General features: G+C 67.0%; 19 protein-coding genes (1 of these 19 running past the window's edge). 10 read left to right on the plus strand and 9 right to left on the minus strand.

Annotation, left to right across the window (positions count from 1 at the left end):
* A protein-coding gene (locus RSE14_RS07310; protein ID WP_324076676.1) for an ABCB family ABC transporter ATP-binding protein/permease crosses the window boundary here: on the plus strand, positions 1–1,291 show its 3' portion. Its footprint begins 557 nt before the window's first position; only the last 1,291 of its 1,848 coding nucleotides appear in the window; its start codon lies off the left edge, out of view; its stop codon occupies positions 1,289–1,291.
* 101 nt (positions 1,292–1,392) lie between these two features.
* Positions 1,393–3,348, plus strand: coding sequence for a S9 family peptidase (locus RSE14_RS07315; protein WP_324076678.1), 1,956 nt, complete (start codon positions 1,393–1,395; stop codon positions 3,346–3,348).
* On the opposite strand, the gene RSE14_RS07320 is transcribed toward RSE14_RS07315, so the two are convergent.
* The 5 genes from RSE14_RS07320 to RSE14_RS07340 all read right to left on the minus strand — a co-directional run bounded on the left by RSE14_RS07320 (position 3,349) and on the right by RSE14_RS07340 (position 7,260).
* Positions 3,349–3,726: an ACT domain-containing protein gene (locus RSE14_RS07320; RefSeq protein WP_324076679.1), complete on the minus strand. Its 378-nt coding sequence runs from the start codon at positions 3,724–3,726 to the stop codon at positions 3,349–3,351. It abuts the gene before it with no gap.
* Entirely contained in the window at positions 3,726–5,042 is a 1,317-nt protein-coding gene (hslU, locus tag RSE14_RS07325) for an ATP-dependent protease ATPase subunit HslU (RefSeq protein WP_324076681.1), read from the minus strand. Before hslU ends, RSE14_RS07320 begins: the two co-directional genes overlap by 1 nt.
* Positions 5,039–6,118, minus strand: a complete 1,080-nt coding sequence (locus tag RSE14_RS07330) for an acyltransferase family protein (protein WP_324076683.1) — start codon at positions 6,116–6,118, stop codon at positions 5,039–5,041. Before RSE14_RS07330 ends, hslU begins: the two co-directional genes overlap by 4 nt.
* A 77-nt stretch (positions 6,119–6,195) precedes the next feature.
* A complete protein-coding gene (gene hslV, locus RSE14_RS07335) occupies positions 6,196–6,759 on the minus strand; it encodes an ATP-dependent protease subunit HslV (protein ID WP_324076686.1) in 564 nt (187 codons plus the stop codon).
* Between the two features lie 39 nt (positions 6,760–6,798).
* Positions 6,799–7,260: an outer membrane protein assembly factor BamE gene (locus RSE14_RS07340; protein WP_324076855.1), complete on the minus strand. Its 462-nt coding sequence runs from the start codon at positions 7,258–7,260 to the stop codon at positions 6,799–6,801.
* A 274-nt stretch (positions 7,261–7,534) separates the two neighbouring features.
* Between RSE14_RS07340 and RSE14_RS07345 the strand changes: the two genes are divergently transcribed.
* Together RSE14_RS07345 and RSE14_RS07350 are read left to right on the plus strand one after the other, a co-directional pair.
* Positions 7,535–8,062: a ubiquinol-cytochrome C chaperone family protein gene (locus tag RSE14_RS07345; protein WP_324076687.1), complete on the plus strand. Its 528-nt coding sequence runs from the start codon at positions 7,535–7,537 to the stop codon at positions 8,060–8,062.
* Positions 8,059–8,592 carry a YceD family protein gene (locus RSE14_RS07350; protein WP_324076689.1) on the plus strand — a complete coding sequence of 178 codons (534 nt, stop codon included), beginning with the start codon at positions 8,059–8,061 and terminating at the stop codon, positions 8,590–8,592. Before RSE14_RS07345 ends, RSE14_RS07350 begins: the two co-directional genes overlap by 4 nt.
* Here the strand turns inward: RSE14_RS07350 and RSE14_RS07355 are convergent.
* From RSE14_RS07355 to RSE14_RS07370, 4 genes are all read right to left on the minus strand, one after another.
* Positions 8,589–9,608: a TonB family protein gene (locus RSE14_RS07355; protein WP_324076692.1), complete on the minus strand. Its 1,020-nt coding sequence runs from the start codon at positions 9,606–9,608 to the stop codon at positions 8,589–8,591. The genes RSE14_RS07350 and RSE14_RS07355 overlap by 4 nt on opposite strands.
* Before the next feature lie 166 nt (positions 9,609–9,774).
* Positions 9,775–10,305 (minus strand): single-stranded DNA-binding protein, encoded by a 531-nt coding sequence (gene ssb / locus RSE14_RS07360; protein WP_324076694.1) that lies wholly within the window; start codon positions 10,303–10,305, stop codon positions 9,775–9,777.
* Between the two features lie 120 nt (positions 10,306–10,425).
* The gene (locus RSE14_RS07365; protein WP_324076696.1) at positions 10,426–11,103 is read right to left on the minus strand and encodes a COQ9 family protein; all 678 of its coding nucleotides are present in this window, start codon (positions 11,101–11,103) and stop codon (positions 10,426–10,428) included.
* Position 11,104: 1 nt separating this feature from the next.
* Positions 11,105–11,737 carry an ankyrin repeat domain-containing protein gene (locus tag RSE14_RS07370; RefSeq protein WP_324076698.1) on the minus strand — a complete coding sequence of 211 codons (633 nt, stop codon included), beginning with the start codon at positions 11,735–11,737 and terminating at the stop codon, positions 11,105–11,107.
* 107 nt (positions 11,738–11,844) lie between these two features.
* On the opposite strand from RSE14_RS07370, the gene RSE14_RS07375 reads away from it, so the two are divergent.
* Genes RSE14_RS07375 through RSE14_RS07400 form a run of 6 tightly spaced genes read left to right on the plus strand, consistent with a single transcriptional unit; the run spans position 11,845 to position 15,759 of the window.
* On the plus strand, positions 11,845–12,471 hold the full coding sequence (locus RSE14_RS07375) for an SCO family protein (protein WP_324076699.1): 627 nt from the start codon (positions 11,845–11,847) through the stop codon (positions 12,469–12,471).
* Positions 12,459–12,941: a YcgN family cysteine cluster protein gene (locus RSE14_RS07380; protein ID WP_324076701.1), complete on the plus strand. Its 483-nt coding sequence runs from the start codon at positions 12,459–12,461 to the stop codon at positions 12,939–12,941. The genes RSE14_RS07375 and RSE14_RS07380 overlap by 13 nt, the downstream gene beginning before the upstream one ends.
* A complete protein-coding gene (locus tag RSE14_RS07385) occupies positions 12,938–13,660 on the plus strand; it encodes a M48 family metallopeptidase (RefSeq protein ID WP_324076702.1) in 723 nt (240 codons plus the stop codon). Before RSE14_RS07380 ends, RSE14_RS07385 begins: the two co-directional genes overlap by 4 nt.
* A gap of 32 nt (positions 13,661–13,692) precedes the next feature.
* Positions 13,693–14,139 carry a hypothetical protein gene (locus RSE14_RS07390; RefSeq protein ID WP_324076703.1) on the plus strand — a complete coding sequence of 149 codons (447 nt, stop codon included), beginning with the start codon at positions 13,693–13,695 and terminating at the stop codon, positions 14,137–14,139.
* Positions 14,136–15,119 carry a bifunctional diaminohydroxyphosphoribosylaminopyrimidine deaminase/5-amino-6-(5-phosphoribosylamino)uracil reductase RibD gene (gene ribD, locus RSE14_RS07395; RefSeq protein WP_324076856.1) on the plus strand — a complete coding sequence of 328 codons (984 nt, stop codon included), beginning with the start codon at positions 14,136–14,138 and terminating at the stop codon, positions 15,117–15,119. Before RSE14_RS07390 ends, ribD begins: the two co-directional genes overlap by 4 nt.
* A 16-nt stretch (positions 15,120–15,135) precedes the next feature.
* A complete protein-coding gene (locus tag RSE14_RS07400; protein ID WP_324076704.1) occupies positions 15,136–15,759 on the plus strand; it encodes a riboflavin synthase in 624 nt (207 codons plus the stop codon).
* Positions 15,760–15,841: the final 82 nt, after the last annotated feature.

Raw genomic sequence — 15,841 nt, forward strand, 5'->3', positions numbered from 1 at the left:
GACCCTGGTGGCTGCGACCGCGGTGACGGTGGTGGCCTATGTCTTGGTCACCCGCTGGATCACCGAATGGCGCACCAAGCTGCGGCGCGAGATGAACGATCTCGACGGCGAGGCACTGCACCGCGCGGTGGATTCGCTGCTGAACTACGAGACGGTGAAGTACTTCGGGGCCGAGCGCCGCGAGGAGGAACGCTATTCCCGCGCCGCGCGCGCCTATGCCGAGGCCGCGATCAAGTCGGAGAATTCGGTCGGCCTGCTCAACATGGCGCAATCGGTCATCACCAATGCGCTGGTGGCGGGCGCGATGGCCTATACCGTGTGGGGCTGGAGCAAGGGCCAGCTCACTGTCGGCGATCTGGTGCTGGTAAACACCTACCTGATCCAGCTGTTCCGCCCACTGGATGTGCTGGGCTGGGTCTATCGCACGATCCGGCAGGGACTGGTCGACATGGCCGAGATGTTCCGTCTGATCGACACCGAAATCGAGGTGCAGGACGTCCCCGGCGCGCCGGCACTGATCGTGCGCACGCCGACGATTGCCTTCGACAATGTCACCTTCGGTTACGAGCCGGGGCGCACGATCCTCAATGGCCTCAGCTTCGAGGTTCCGGCCGGCAGCACCACCGCGATTGTCGGCCCCTCGGGCGCGGGCAAGAGCACCATCGCGCGCCTGCTGTTCCGCTTCTATGATCCGCAGGACGGGCGGGTGCTGGTGGGCGGCGAGGATATCGCAGGGGTCTCGCAGGTATCGGTGCGCGCCGCGATCGGGATCGTGCCGCAGGATTCAGTGCTGTTCAACGAGACCCTCGCCTATAATATCGCCTACGGAGCCGAGGGCGCGGATCAGGCGGCGATCGAACAGGCCGCGCGCGATGCCGCGCTGATGCCGCTGATCGGCCGCCTGCCCGAAGGCTTTGCCACCATGGTGGGCGAACGCGGGCTCAAGCTTTCGGGCGGGGAGAAGCAGCGCGTCGCCATCGCCCGCACGCTGGTGAAGAACCCGCCGATCCTGCTGCTCGACGAGGCGACGAGTGCGCTCGACACCCGCACCGAGCAGGAGATCCTCGGCACGCTGAAGCGGCTGGAGGAAGGGCGCACCACCATCGCCATCGCGCACCGCCTTTCGACCATTGCCGATGCCGACAACATCCTCGTGCTCGATCACGGCAGGCTGGCCGAGAGCGGGACCCATGCGGGCCTGCTCGCCAAGGGCGGGCTCTATGCCGAGATGTGGTCGCGCCAGGCGGCCGAACAGCGCGGCGAGATCGCGCCCGCCGAGGCGGCGGAATAGCAACCGGCGCGGGGATTGCCCCTGCCGGAGCGGCTGGTTACTCCTGTGTGCTCGCCCCTGTCTGCCGGGGGCCTGCCGTCACGAGAGAGAGAGCCTGTCCGATGCGCCATGCCCGCCTGATTGCCCTGCTGCTTGCCACCGCCGCCGCCCCGCTTGGCGCCCAGAATCCCGCCGAACCGCCGGCATCACCTCCCGCCCCTGCCGTGCCGGTCCCGGCCGCACTCACCGCCGAGGCCATGCCGCCGGTTCCGCTGGAGCTGGCCGCCCGCGTGCGCCCCTATCTCGAATCGCGCGGTGCGGGCTTTGCCGGATGGGATCCGAACACCCGCGCCGTCCTCATCAGCACCCGCTTTGCCAATGTCAGCCAGCTTCACCGCGTCGCCATGCCTATGGGCGCGCGCACGCAGTTGAGCTTCGAGGCCGAGCCGGTCTCGGGCGGCTATTCGCCGGGCAAGGGCGATGTGATCGTCGTCTCCAAGGATCGCGGCGGGGATGAGTATTACCAGCTCCACGCGCTGAAGGACGGCCGCCTCACCCTCCTGACCGACGGCAAGAGCCGCAACCAGCTCAACAGCTGGAGCAGCGACGGGCAGCTGATCGGCTTTACCTCGACCCGCCGCAACGGGGTGGATTCGGACATCTATGTCATGGACCCGCGCGATCCGGCGAGCGCACGGATGGTGCACGAAAGCCAGGGCGGCGGCTGGGCGGTGACCGGCTTTTCGCCCGACAAGCGCACCGCCTACCTCGCCGACTACCGCTCGGTGCAGGACGTCGATCTCTACATGCTCGATATCGCCAGCGGAAAGATGGCCGCGATCGGCGACCGGACCAAGGAGATTGCCTATACCGGCTTTGCCGTCGCCCCCGACGGCACGCTGTGGGCGACCAGCGACGAGGGTTCGGACTTCCAGCAACTCGGGCGGATCGATCCTTTCACCGGCAGCTTCACCCCGGTCTCCCGCGAAAAGTGGGATGTCGACGGGTTCGATCTGTCGGATGATGGCAAGACCATCGCCTATGTCGTCAACGAGGCGGGCTTTGACCGTCTGCGCATTCTCGATGTCGCGAGCGGCAAGGTGAAGCGGGTCGACAATCTCCCTGCGGGCAATATCGGCGGGCTGGAAATCGCGCCCTGGGGCGAGATCGGCTTTTCCTTCAACGGCGCCCGGAGCGCGTCGGATGTCTGGTCACTGGATCCCAAGTCGATGAAACTCACCCGCTGGACCCAGAGCGAGACCGGCGGGCTCGATCCCAATGTCAATGTCGAGCCGCGCATCCTCACCACGAAGAGCTTTGACGGGCTGGAGGTCTCAGGGCTGCTCTACCTGCCCGATCCGGCGAAGTTTCCGGGCAAGCGTCCGCTGATCGTCGATATCCACGGCGGCCCCGAAGGGCAGAGCACCGCGGGCTTCATGGGGCCGGACAATTACTTCCTCAACGAACTCGGCGTCGGCATTTTCCTGCCCAACGTGCGCGGCTCGACCGGCTACGGCAAGACCTTCGTCAGCCTCGACAACGGCCCGTTCAAGCGCGAGGATTCCGTGAAGGACATGGCCGCGCTGATCGATGCCGCGGGCAAGGACCCGGCAGTCGATGCCAGCAGCATCGGCCTTACCGGCGGATCATACGGCGGCTACATGTGCTACGCGGCGGCGGTGCAGCTGAAGGAGAAACTGGCCGCGACCCAGTGCACCGTGGCGATCAGCAACTTCGTCAGCTTCCTCGAAAATACCAACCCCTACCGGCAGGATCTGCGGCGCGTCGAATATGGCGACGAGCGTGTGCCCGAACAGCGCGCCAAGCTGACCGAGATCAGCCCGCTCACCCGCGTGGCCGAGATCACCAAGCCGATGTTCGTCATCACCGGCGCCAATGATCCGCGCGTGCCCAAGTCCGAGGCCGACCAGATGGTCGCCGCGATCCGGAAGAACGGCGGCGAGGCATGGCACCTTATCGCCGCCGACGAAGGCCACGGCTTCCGCAAGAAGGCCAATTCCGAATACAGCTTCCTTGCCCAGCTGGTGTTCTGGGAGAAGCATCTGCTGGAGAAATAGCTATCCGATTGCAGCGAGGCGCTGGAGGATAGCCAGCGCCTCGTCCCTGCGCGCCCACGGCACGAAGATGTGATCGTGGTGGAACCCCGCCACGACATTGCAGGCGATCCCGGCCTCAGCCAGTGCGCCTGATACGGCTGCCGTCAGACCCACCCCTTCGAGCGCGGAATGGACCGTGAGTGTGATGCGGGCGAAGGGCGTGCCTGCCCGCTCTCCGGCAAGTATCGCGGTGGTGCCTTCGTCCTCGCGGATCAGCGCGAAGGCATCGGGCGGGGCATCGCCCTCCACCACTTCGAAGAACCACGCCCGGTGATCGAGCGCCGGGGCCATCTGCGCCAGCATCGCGCCGAGCGCGCTGACCGCCCCCGCGCCCGTCATCAGAGGATATACTTGCTGAGGTCGGTGTTGCCGGCCAGCCCCGCCAGCCGCGCCTCGACGTAAGCGGCATCGATGATGATCGTCTCGCCGGCATGATCCTCGGCCGTGAAACTGATCTCTTCGAGCAGCCGCTCCATCACCGTCTGCAAACGCCGCGCGCCGATATTCTCGACCGTGCCGTTCACCTGAGCCGCAATCCGCGCAATCGCCGCGATCGCATCATCGGTGAAGTCGAGCGTCACCGATTCCGTCCCCAGCAGCGCCTTGTATTGCGCGACCAGATTGGCCCGCGTTTCGGAGAGGATGCGCACGAAATCGCCCTCGGTCAGCGCGGAAAGTTCCACGCGGATCGGCAGGCGACCCTGCAGTTCGGGCAGCATGTCGGAGGGCTTGGCCACATGAAACGCGCCGCTGGCGATGAACAGCACATGGTCGGTCTTCATCGGCCCATACTTGGTGGCGACAGTCGTGCCCTCTATCAGCGGCAGGAGATCGCGCTGCACACCCTCGCGGCTGACCGAGCCGCCGCGCACGTCGGAAACCGCGATCTTGTCGATCTCGTCGAGGAACACGATCCCGTTGGTCTCGGCGTTTGCAAGCGCGGTGCGCGCGACGTCGTCCTGATCGAGGCGCTTGTCCGCCTCCTCGTCCACCAGCCGGTCCCACGCATCGGGCACGCGCAGCTTCTGGCGGCGGGTGTTCTTCCGGCCCAGCGCCTTGCCCATCATGTCGGAGAGGTCGATCATCTGCATCGAACCACCCATGTTGCCCATGTCGAAGGGCGCAGACGGGGTGTCGGCCACCTCGACCTCCACCTCGACATCATTCATCGCGTTCTCGACAATGCGCTGGCGGAAGGCGGCGCGGGTCGCCTCGGAGGCGTTGTCGCCCACCAGCGCATGGAGCAGGCGCGCCATCGCGGCCTCGGAGGCGGCTTCGCGCACCTTGTCGCGGCGGCGCTCCTTCTCCAGCCGGATCGCTTCCTCGACGAGATCGCGGGCGATCTGTTCGACATCGCGCCCGACATAGCCGACCTCGGTGAACTTGGTCGCCTCGACCTTGACGAAAGGCGCTTCGGCAAGCTTGGCGAGGCGCCGGCTGATCTCGGTCTTGCCGCAGCCCGTGGGACCGATCATCAGGATGTTCTTGGGGGTCACCTCGTCGCGCAGATCCGCGCCGAGCCGCTGGCGCCGCCAGCGATTGCGCAGCGCCACGGCGACCGCGCGCTTGGCATCGGCCTGACCGATGATGTGCTGGTCGAGCGCAGCGACGATCGCCTTGGGGGTCAGGGCTTCGGAGAGGGAGGAGGTGGTCATGCGGGCTTTCCAGAGGCTTCGTCACCGCTATGTGGCGCGGCAAAGCGCCGGTTCAAGGCCAGCGTCATCGGCCGCTCGATGACAGTGTAGAACACCCAGCCGAAGACGATTGAGGCGATCAGGGCGGAGACGAAATAGTCCCATGGCGCGGGATCGAAAAACGGCAGGCGGCCCCAGAACCACAGCCACAGCCACGCCATCGGCACGTGGAACAGATAGATCGCATAGGAAATGTCGCCCGCCCGGTTGACCGCCGCAGTGGCGGGCAGGCGGAAGGGTCCGGCAAGCGCGGCAAAGGCGATCCCCAGCGCCGGAAGGCCGGCCCACAGCAGATAGTCCCAGCCCATCGCCGGCGATTGCTCCGGCATGGGCAGCAGCCACAGCCCCAGTGCGCTTGCCCCCAGCACCAGCCAGCGCAGCCATGCGGGCGCCTCGCCCCCGTGCGCGCGCCACAGGGCGATATACATGCCGGCAGCAAACATCACCGATACCGGGCGGGTCAGCGTGTAGAGCGGGGCATTGCCCGGCCCGATCCATGTGCCAGCGATCACCAGCACCGCCAGCACCGCGCTCACCCCGGCAATCGCCGCCCCGCGCTTCCACGACAGGAACAGGCCGAAGATGAAGTAGAACACCATCTCGTAGAACAGCGTCCAGCCGACCCAAAGGAAGGGCATCGAGCGCAGGTGGCCATTGCCCTGCGGATAGGGGATCAGCGCCATGGACTTGGCGAATTTCTCCGCGTTCACGGGGGTATCGAACAGGCCGATATAGGTCACCGCAAGGAGGATGCTGGCGATCCAGTAGGGCGGCATGATGCGGATGAAGCGCCGCCGCCAGAACAGCGAGCGGGCTTGCCGCTGGCCGAACTGGCGCTCGGCCGCCATCACCATCACCGTGCCGGACAGGATGAAGAACACCATCACCGCAAGCTGGCCGGAAACCTCCGCGCGCCATTCGATGCCGAGCCCGCCGGGCAGGTAATTGGCGAAGGCCCAGGCGATGTGCCCGGCCGCCACCATCACCGCGGCAAGCGCGCGCAGCAGCTGGATCGCCACGATCTTGCCGTCCGGCATCTGGCGTTGTGTCTCGGTGATAGTCCCGCTCCCGTCAGCGCGCCGCCGCCCTTGCAGGGCCGCGCGCGCCGCGTGCGTTAGGACGAAACGGTTTCGACCGTCAAATTGCCGTTGGTAAAGACGCAGATCTCGGCCGCCACCGCCATCGCTTTCCTCGCGATGGTCTCGGCATCATGCTCGTAATCGGCGAGCGCCCGGGCGGCGGCGAGCGCGTAGTTCCCGCCTGATCCGATCGCGGCAATATCGCCCACCGGCTCCAGCACATCGCCATTGCCGGTCAGCACCAGCAGGGTGTCCTTGTCGGCCACGATCATCAGGGCTTCGAGGTTGCGCAGATACTTGTCGGTGCGCCAGTCCTTGGCGAGCTCCACACTCGCGCGCATCAGCTGGCCGGAATATTGTTCGAGCTTCTTTTCCAGCCGTTCGAACAGGGTGAAGGCATCCGCGGTCGCCCCGGCAAAGCCTGCGATCACCGAGCCATCGCCGATCCGGCGCACCTTCCTCGCATTGGGCTTCATCACGGTGTTGCCCATCGACACCTGCCCGTCACCCGCGATGACAGTGGTGCCGCCGCGGCGGACGCCGATGATGGTTGTGCCGTGCCATTGCACGAGGCCGTGGGCTGAAGGATCGCTGCTCATGCCGCCAATATGGAGAACGAGACAAGGCGTTCAAGCTGGTTACTGCCCGTTGGGTCCGCCGCCCGGCGCCCCGCCGACGCCAGCCCCGCCGACCTGACCGATATTCCCGAACAGGTCTTCAAGGAAGCCGCGCTCCCGCCCGAGGGTCGGGGTCTTGTTGCCATCGGGGTCGAGATAGGCGAGCTTGTCTACGCCGCTACGCTCGACATTCACCACCTTGCCCGCCGCATCGAAACGCACGGCCAGCACCGAGTGGATCTTGATCTTGGGCCGGGTGAAAGGCCGCTGATCGGTGAGGCTGGAGACGTAATACCACGTCGGCGCGCCGAACTGGCTGGTGAAGGTCGGACGGCCCAGCGCCCCTTCGACCGAACGCTGGTTGTCGATCCCGGGCTGCACCACGTCGGTCAGCAGCGGATCGGTGATGTAGCCGCGTGATTCGCGGATCGGGGTGCAGGCCGGCAGCAGCGCAGCAACGCCGAGGATCACGGCCCCGCGCATCGCCACCTTGCGGAAGGCTCCATCGGGTGTCTTTTTCGCCATCTGCGTCAAACCAGTCTGTCCCGTCATCTCGTCCGCGCGCGGCGGCTGTCTCATATCCCTTGGGTCTGGGGCTTTAAGCCGCTAGGCACAAGCTTGCAACGCACCATCTGTGGGCAGATGCGCGTGAGACTGCCTAGCAAGCGGGGTTGAACCCGGCTTGAACGCATCCACCCGCCTCCGCTGCGCGTAGGTGCGGACACAACCGAAGATTGCAAAAGGCGAACCCCCGGCCATGTCGTTCCTCTCCCGTCTGCTCGGCACCGCTCCAGATCCGCGCGAAGAAGTGCGCCCCTTGTGGCACCGCGTGATCGAGCTGGCGCGTGATCCGGCCTATTACACCGAGTGCGGCGTCGCGGATTCGATTGCCGGGCGCTTCGATCTCATCACCGCCGTGCTGAGCGCGGTGATGGTGCGGGTCGAGGCTTCGGATATGCGCGCCGAAAGCGCCCTCCTGGCCGAACTCTTCGTCGAGGACATGGACGGCCAGCTCAGGGAATTCGGGGTCAATGACGTCGTCGTGGGCAAGCGCATCGGCAAGCTGATGAGCGTGCTCGGCGGCCGGCTCGGTGCCTATCGCGTGGCGCTCAACACCGGCGATCTCGACAAGCTGACCGGCGCTGTGGCGCGCAATGTCACCTTTGCCGAAGGGGCCGATGAAACCGCCAGCGCCAAGGCCGTGGCCGAGCGGTTGCTCAAGCTGTCCGAGCGACTGGGACGCTTTTCCGATGCGGAAATGCTGAAAGCGAGTGCGATCTGGTGAGCAGCGGTGCCTCCGAACTCACGCGCATGATCAAGGCCCGCCCCCTGCCGGGCGAGGCGGTGGTGATCGAGGCTTCTCCCGAAGAGCGCGCCGCGCTGGCCGCGCGGTTTGGTCTCGGCGCGGTGGAGAGCCTGCGGGCCGAAATATCGCTCGAACAGAAGCCCCGCGCTATCCGTGCGAGCGGGCGGCTCAAGGCCGCGATCATGCAGCCCTGCGCCGTCAGCGGAGAGGACTTCCCCGTTACCATCGACGAACCCATCGACTTGAGGTTCATCGAGGAAAACCCCCGCCCGATTGCCGAGGATGCGGAGATCGAACTCGAACTGGAATCTGATGATTGCGACGAGATCGACTATGCCGGCGACATGTTCGATCTGGGTGAGGCCGTGGCGCAGACGCTGGGCCTTGCGATCGATCCCTATGCCGAAGGGCCAGGCGCCGATGCCGCACGAAAGGCTGCTGGGATCGTGCAGGAAGGCGAGCAGGAAGGCCCGCTCGCCGCGCTGCTGGCAGGGCTGAAAAAGGACTAGTCTGCCACCGTAGCATCATCGTCCGCAGGCGCATCACCCTCGTCTGCGCGGATCGCAAAGCGGACACGGTCGACACAGCCGGTCAGCCCCGCCGCCGGTGGCTTGAAGCGTGCGCGGCGCAACACATTGACAGCCGCTTCGCCGAAGTCGCTGCTGGGTTCAGCGGCAAGCACCTTGATTTCGCCCAGCTCCCCCCACGGCGCGACATCATAGCGCACCACCGCCCAGCCTTCGATGGCGCGCTGGCGATAGGGTTCGGGATAGGTCAGCACCGGCTTGCGCTCCCAGCGATCGGGGATTTCGCAGGCCGTGTTGCCAGCGCTCTCGCTGCCTTCCGGGAGCGGCGGGGCGGCCACCGATGCTGGCGCGGTCCGCCATGAAATGCCGCAGCCGGTGCGCGGCCCGCCCGCAAAGCGTCCCTTTGACACAGCCGTGCGCACCTCGGCATCGAGCGCCGCATCTCCGGAGCTGATCGCCGTGGCAATCCCAACCGGCTTTCCGCCAGCATCAATGTCGTAGCGCACATAGGTCCACACCCGGTCGCCTGCGATCGGGGTGAGTTTGCGGCGATCCGGATAGGCGCGCAGCAGGGGCGCTGCGCTCGGCTGCTCGCGGCAATTGCCCGGCGCGATCTGCTGCCATCCAGCCTTATCAAGCCGGTTGCCCGGACTGGCACCAAGCCGCGCAATGGTTCGCAGATCGGCTGTGGCGAGCGGTTGCAGCTGCGGCGTATAGGTGATGCGGCAACCGCGCTGCTCCGCGCCCGTGGCAAAGCGGCTGGCCCGCAGCGCAGGCATGATGTCACGCGTATCGAAGCGCGATCGCTGGCCTGCGGCAGGCCGGATGTTGAACGCGCGCCCGTCGGCCGCGATATCGAAACTGACGATCATCGGCGCAGGCGGCACCGCGAGGGCAAGAGCCTGCGGATAGGGGGCGACCAGATCGAGAGCGGCAATGTTCGCGGGCCGATCGCCCGAATCGCCGCAGGTCACCGCGCCCGGCTGCCAATCGAGCACTTGCCGTTCAACTGGCCCTGCCGGCAACACCTGTATGGGAGGCGGCATGTCCTGCGGCGCGGCTGCGAGCAGGAGTGACAGGGCAACAACGCTGGCTGGCATATCGGCAACTCCCGCGAGGCCGCGATGCCCGCACTGCCTGTCTAGCTGCGCCTAAGCCGCTCTGTCAAAACGGAATATCGTCATCGAGATCGTCGTAGCCGCCGCCAGCAGGCGCGCCGCCGCCCCCAAATCCGCCGCCGCCGCCGCCCGACGAGCCGCCGCCCTGATCCCAGCCGCCGCCACCGCCGCCGCCGTAGCTGCCGCCGCCCGAACGGCCACCGCCGCCGCCCATACCGCCACCGCCAGCACCGTCGAGCATGGTCATCACCGAGTTCGGTCCGCGCAGCACGACTTCGGTCGAATAGCGGTCATTGCCGTTCTGGTCCTGCCACTTGCGGGTCTGGAGCTGGCCTTCGATATAGACCTTCGAGCCCTTCTTAAGGAACCGCTCGGCAACGCCCGCCAGACCTTCGTTAAAGATCGCCACGGTGTGCCACTCGGTGCGCTCCTGCTTTTCGCCCGAATTGCGGTCCTTCCAGCTTTCAGTGGTGGCGATGCGCAGGTTGCAGACCTTGCCGCCGTTCTGGAAGCTGCGAACCTCCGGATCGGCGCCCAGATTGCCGATCAGCATGACCTTGTTGAGCGAACCCGCCATCGAAATACCCTTCCCGTCAATGTCTTGACCACGTGAGCGCCAAGATGCGCTCCGAATCCGAGTCGGGCAATAGGCGACCTTCAGGGGCAGTGCGACCGGGGCCGGCGGCTAATCCCCGACTCAACGCGCCGGATAGCGCAGGCGCCCCAGAAACCGCGTCAGGCTCGGCAGTTCGCGGTCCTTGCCGATCAGCTGGGCCTTCACCTTTTCGAACTTCATCACGCCATCAATGCGCCGTTCGAGGAAGGCGTGGGTATCGGCCTTGCCCTCGCTCTCGTCATTCACGAACACCGCCAGCGTCGCCGAGTAGATGCCGGCCAGAATAGCGCGCTTGGTGTAGTGGTTGTAATCGGTCGCCGTATCACCCGCGAGCCGCCACATGATGTCGGCCGAATGCCAGCCGAGCCTCAGGCCGGTTGCTGCGTTCTGCGGCTGGGCCATCACCGCGAGCGCGCGGCGCACGGCCTCGTCCACATCGGCCACGGCATCGAGCCGGAAGGCCACCAGCGTGCGGATGCGCTCACGGATTTTCAGCGTCGCGAGCCGCTCTGCCGGCCATTCGGCCTCCATCGCCGCATCGACGCTGGCGATCCACGCCGCGATCATGTCCATCGGCTTTGCGCCCGGAAAGGCGAGCCGGGCCACATCGAGATCGCAGCCCGCCATTTCCGCCGCTGCGGTGAGCGCGGTCTCGTTCCACCCGTCAAAAATCGCGCTGGCCGCGATATCGGGGGCGAGCGCGATGCGCAGCTCGTCGAGCGTCATGTCGGCAAAATCGGCGGGGGCAGTCATGGTCATGTCAGAAGGAAGGTCCGTATCGGCGTTCGGGTTGCTTGCCGGCGCGCTTGGCATCGGCTTCGGCGAAGACCTGTTTCAAAAGCGCATTGCCGCTCATTAGTTCCATGTACTGGCGCGCCGAACGGCCCGAATTGTCATTATGTTCGGGGTCTGCGCCCTTGGCCAGCAGCACGCGCGCAAGCTCGGGATTGCGCTGGTGCACGGCGGCGATCAGCGGGGTTTCGCCGGTCTGATCGGCAACGTTGACATCGGCCCCGGCCTTGATGAGCGCCTCGACCCCGTCGATGAAGCCCATCGAGGTGGCGAGCTGGATCGGGGTGACGCCCTTCTTGTTGCGGATATTGGGATCGGCCCCGCGCTGGGTGAGAAAGCGGATCCACAGCACATCACGCCGTGCCACGACGATGTGGAGACCCGTGTCGCCGTTGGAAATGTCGCGGGTGTTGACGATGGTGGTGCCCGGCTTGTTGAGCATGTCGGTGGCCTTGTCGCCGTCCCGCTCCTTCACCGCTTCGAGGAACTGGTAGCCTTCCGACTGGAACTGCGCAGCCGCAGGCACGGCCAGCACCAACGCCAGAAGAGCACTGGCAATCCCCGCCCGGCTTCCTAACTTGCGCAAAACATCCAAGCCCAAGGTGTGATCCTTTCGCATTCCACTGTAACATGGCCCCCTATGGGAGTGCCAATGCCATCCTCCGCCGCGCGATGCGCAGCCTTTCGCAAGCCCCCGGTTAGCAGACCATGAACCGCATCAACAAGCCCCAGACCAAGCCCACGCACCGCATCACCCTCCTCCTTGCCGCCGCCGCTGCTGCCCTGACGCTCAGCGCCTGCGGGAGCGGCGCGCCTGCGGCCGAGCCGCCGCTGGCGGGCGCGGCGATCGGCGGGGACTTCGCGCTGACAGGCAGCAAGGGCGAGACCGTCCGCTGGGCCGATTTCGCGGGCAAGTACCGCGTGGTCTATTTCGGCTATGCCTTCTGCCCCGATATCTGCCCCACCGACATGCAGCGCGTGGCGCAGGGGCTGAAGGTGCTGAAAGGGCAGGATCCCGACAAGGCGGCAAAGATCCAGCCGATCTTCATCACCATCGATCCCGAGCGCGACTCCCGCGAAGTGGTGGGCGAATTCGCCGCCGCCTTCTCGCCCGACATCATTGGCCTCACCGGCACGCCCGATCAGATCGCGGCGACGGCCAAGGCGTTCAAGGTGTTCTATGCCAAGGGCGAGGCGGTGCCGGGCGGAGGCTATCTCGTCGATCATTCGAACATCGTCTACCTGTTCGGCCCCGCGGGCGAACCGCTGGCAACCCTGCCGGTGGACCAGGGCGCGGACGCAGTGGCGGCGGAACTCGATAAGTGGGTGAACTGAGGGACCGCTTCTGGGAGCTGGAACTGGGCGCGCTGACCCGCGCCGAATGGGAGGCGCTGTGCGACGGCTGCGGGCGCTGCTGCCTGCACAAGATAGAGGATGCCGATACCGGCGAGATTCTCGACACCAACATCGCCTGCCGCCTGCTCGACACCGGCACCGCGCAGTGCAGCGATTACAAGAATCGCAAGGCCTTCGTCCCCGATTGCCTGCGCCTGACGCTCAGGATCGTCGAGCAGGTCAGCTGGCTGCCCTCGACCTGCGCCTACCGCCTGCGCGCCGATGGCCGTCCGCTGCCAGGCTGGCATTACCTCGTCAGCGGTGATCGCGATGCGGTGCGGCGGGCGGGCGTATCGGTGGTGGGCCGGGTGGTGAGTGAGACCGATGCCGGGCCGCTCGAACATCACATCGTCGAATGGCCCTCCCCCAAGACCTACCGGCTCACGGCGGACGGGGAGGAGGCGGAATGATCGACTGGCTGCGCCGCCCGCCGCTCGAACCCGAGCTGGAGCTGGCCGGACAAACCGTGCCGATCGTGCTGCGCCGGATGCGCCATGCACGGCGGTTGACGCTGCGGCTGGCGCCCGATGGCAGCGAGGTGCGCATCAGCCTGCCCGCCTGGGCCGAGGCGCGCGAGGCGATTGCCTTTGCCCATGCCCGCGCCGACTGGCTGGCGCAGCAGCTCGCCCGCCTGCCCGCGCGCGCGGCGCCGGTGCCGGGCGGCGCGGTGCATTATCGCGGCGCGGCGCTCAGGCTGGAATGGGAGGCCCGCGCGCCCCGCCGTCCGGCGCTTGCGGACGAGGCCTTGCGGCTCGGCGGGCCGGAAGCCGGCCTCGAAACCCGCCTGCGCCGCTGGCTCGAGGCCGAGGCGCTGCGGCTGTGCGAGGATGACATGCGCGACTATTGCGCCGCCGCCGGGCTCGATCCGGTGCCGGTCGGCCTCACCCGCGCGCAACGCCGCTGGGGCTCGTGCTCCGACAAGAGCCGCATCCGCATCAACTGGCGGCTGGTGCAGGCCCCCGATTTCGTGCGCCGCTCGGTGGTGGCGCATGAGGTCGCGCATCTCGTCCATTTCGATCACAGCCCCGCCTTCCACGCCCTGCTCGGCCGGATCTACGAAGGCGACATCCGCAGCGCCGACCAGTGGCTGCGCGAACACGGGCGCGGCCTCTATGCAAGTTTCGGCTAGAGCGCGCAGCCCCCACGCCCTATAGAGGGGCCATGCTGTCCAAGTCCCGCTTCAACCCCGCGCCGGGCTTTCTCGATCTGTGGAACGAGATCCGTCGGCCGCGCCCTTATCGCTGGACCTTCCTTGCCGCCTCGGTGCTGCCGGTGGCGGGGATCCTGTGGTGGGCGGTGAGCCAAGTCGAATACAAGGCGCCCGAGCGGCCGCAGATCGACTATATCACCAGCTTCGCCCCTGATCGCAGCGACGCGGAGATCATCGCCAGCAACCGCGCCAATCAGGAGGTGAAGGAGCTGCGCGAGGCTGCCGAGGCGGACATCGCCGAGCGCAAGCGCAACATGTACAAGGCGCTGGGCGCGGCGGCGGGCATGGATGTCGATGCCATCGAAGCCAAGGCCGAAGCCGAGCGCGCTGCCGAAGCGGCCGCCGAGGAGAAGCGCCGGGCCGAACTGTTCGGCGCTGCCAGGGACCAGGGCCAATAGCCAGCCTCGCGCCTACCGATCACGACTGGATGGCCGCCGCGGCGCGGCTCGCCTTGCGCGCCCGCCCGCTGTCGAGCCCCAATCCGGGCGTCGCCGCGCTGGTGGTGCGCGATGGCCGCGTCATCGCGCGCGGGTGGACGGCTCAAGGCGGACGCCCTCATGCTGAAGCCGCCGCGCTGGCAGGCCTCGCGCCGCAAGTGCTGGCCGACGCAACGCTCTACGTCACGCTTGAACCCTGCGCCCACCCTTCTGAGCGCGGGCCTGCCTGCGCCGATCTGATCGTCGCCGCCCGCCCTGCCCGCGTCGTCATCGGCCAGCACGATCCTGATCCGCGCACCGCAGGCAAGGGCCGCGCGCGGCTGGAGGCGGCGGGTATTGCCACCACCCTGCTCGATGATGCCGCCTCGGCCGCCAGCCTTGCGGGCTTTCTCGCGCGCGAGACGCTCGGCCGCCCGTGGGTGACCTTGAAGCTCGCCACCTCATTGGACGGCTGCATCGCGCTTGCCGATGGGACCAGCCGCTGGATCACCGGAGAGGCGGCGCGCGCCCATGTCCACGCCCGCCGCGCGCAGCATGACGCGATTCTGGTCGGCGGCGGAACATGGCGCACCGACGCTCCGCGCCTTGATGTGCGCCTGCCGGGGCTGGAGGCGCGCTCGCCCGCCCGCGTGGTGCTGACACGGGGAGACGCACCCGCAGGCGTCACCGCCATCGCCAGCCCCCAAGCCATCGCCAGTCTTGAGGGCGTACAATATCTCTATGTCGAAGGCGGCGCAGAGACGGCGGCGGCCTTTCTTGCGGCCGATCTGGTCGACGAGTTGCACCTCTACCGCGCGCCGATCCTAATCGGTGACGGCAAGCGGGCGTTGGGCGCGCTCGGCCTTGCCAGCCTCGATGCCGCCCATGGCCGCTGGCACGCGTCAGAGCACCGCCAGCTTGGCAGCGATGAATTCACCGCCTATCTCCGCCGCCGCAGCTAGCAAGGACTTGCCCACCATGTTCACCGGTATCGTCACCGCCATCGGCACCATCGCCAGCGTCCACCAGCGCGGCGACATGCGCCTCAAGATCACCGCCCCGCTCGATCCGGCGCGGATCGATATCGGCGCTTCGATCGCGTGCTCGGGCGTGTGCCTCACCGTGGTCGAACGCGGCGGGACGGCGGGCGATGCGTGGTTCGAGGTCGATGTCTCGGGCGAGACCATCAGCCGCACCGTGCCCGCCATGTGGGAGCAGGGCGCGCGCCTCAATCTCGAACCCTCCCTGCGCCTCGGCGACGAGCTGGGCGGCCATATCGTCACCGGCCATGTCGATTCGGTGGGCGAGGTGGTGCTGGTGGCGCAGGAAGGCGGCAGCTGGAAAGTGGCGATCCGCGCGCGAGCCGAAATGAGCCCCTTCATCGCGGAGAAGGGCTCGATCACGGTCAACGGCGTGTCGCTCACAGTCAACGACGTGCGCGACCGGCCCGATGGCACCTGCGACATGCGGCTCAACATCATCCCCCACACCGCCGAGGTGACGACGCTGGGCGCGCTCAAGGAAGGCGATCAGGTCAACCTCGAGATCGACGTGCTGGCGCGCTATCTGAAGCGCATGCAGAGCCTCGCCGCAAAGGGGTGAGCGGGGGCTAGGTCAGCGGGCAAAACCGCGATTTTCTCTCCCGCCGATTGGTGATATCCGGCAACCACAATCGAGGGGGGAA

The organism is Erythrobacter sp. (genome assembly GCF_035194505.1).
Lineage (GTDB): Bacteria > Pseudomonadota > Alphaproteobacteria > Sphingomonadales > Sphingomonadaceae > Erythrobacter.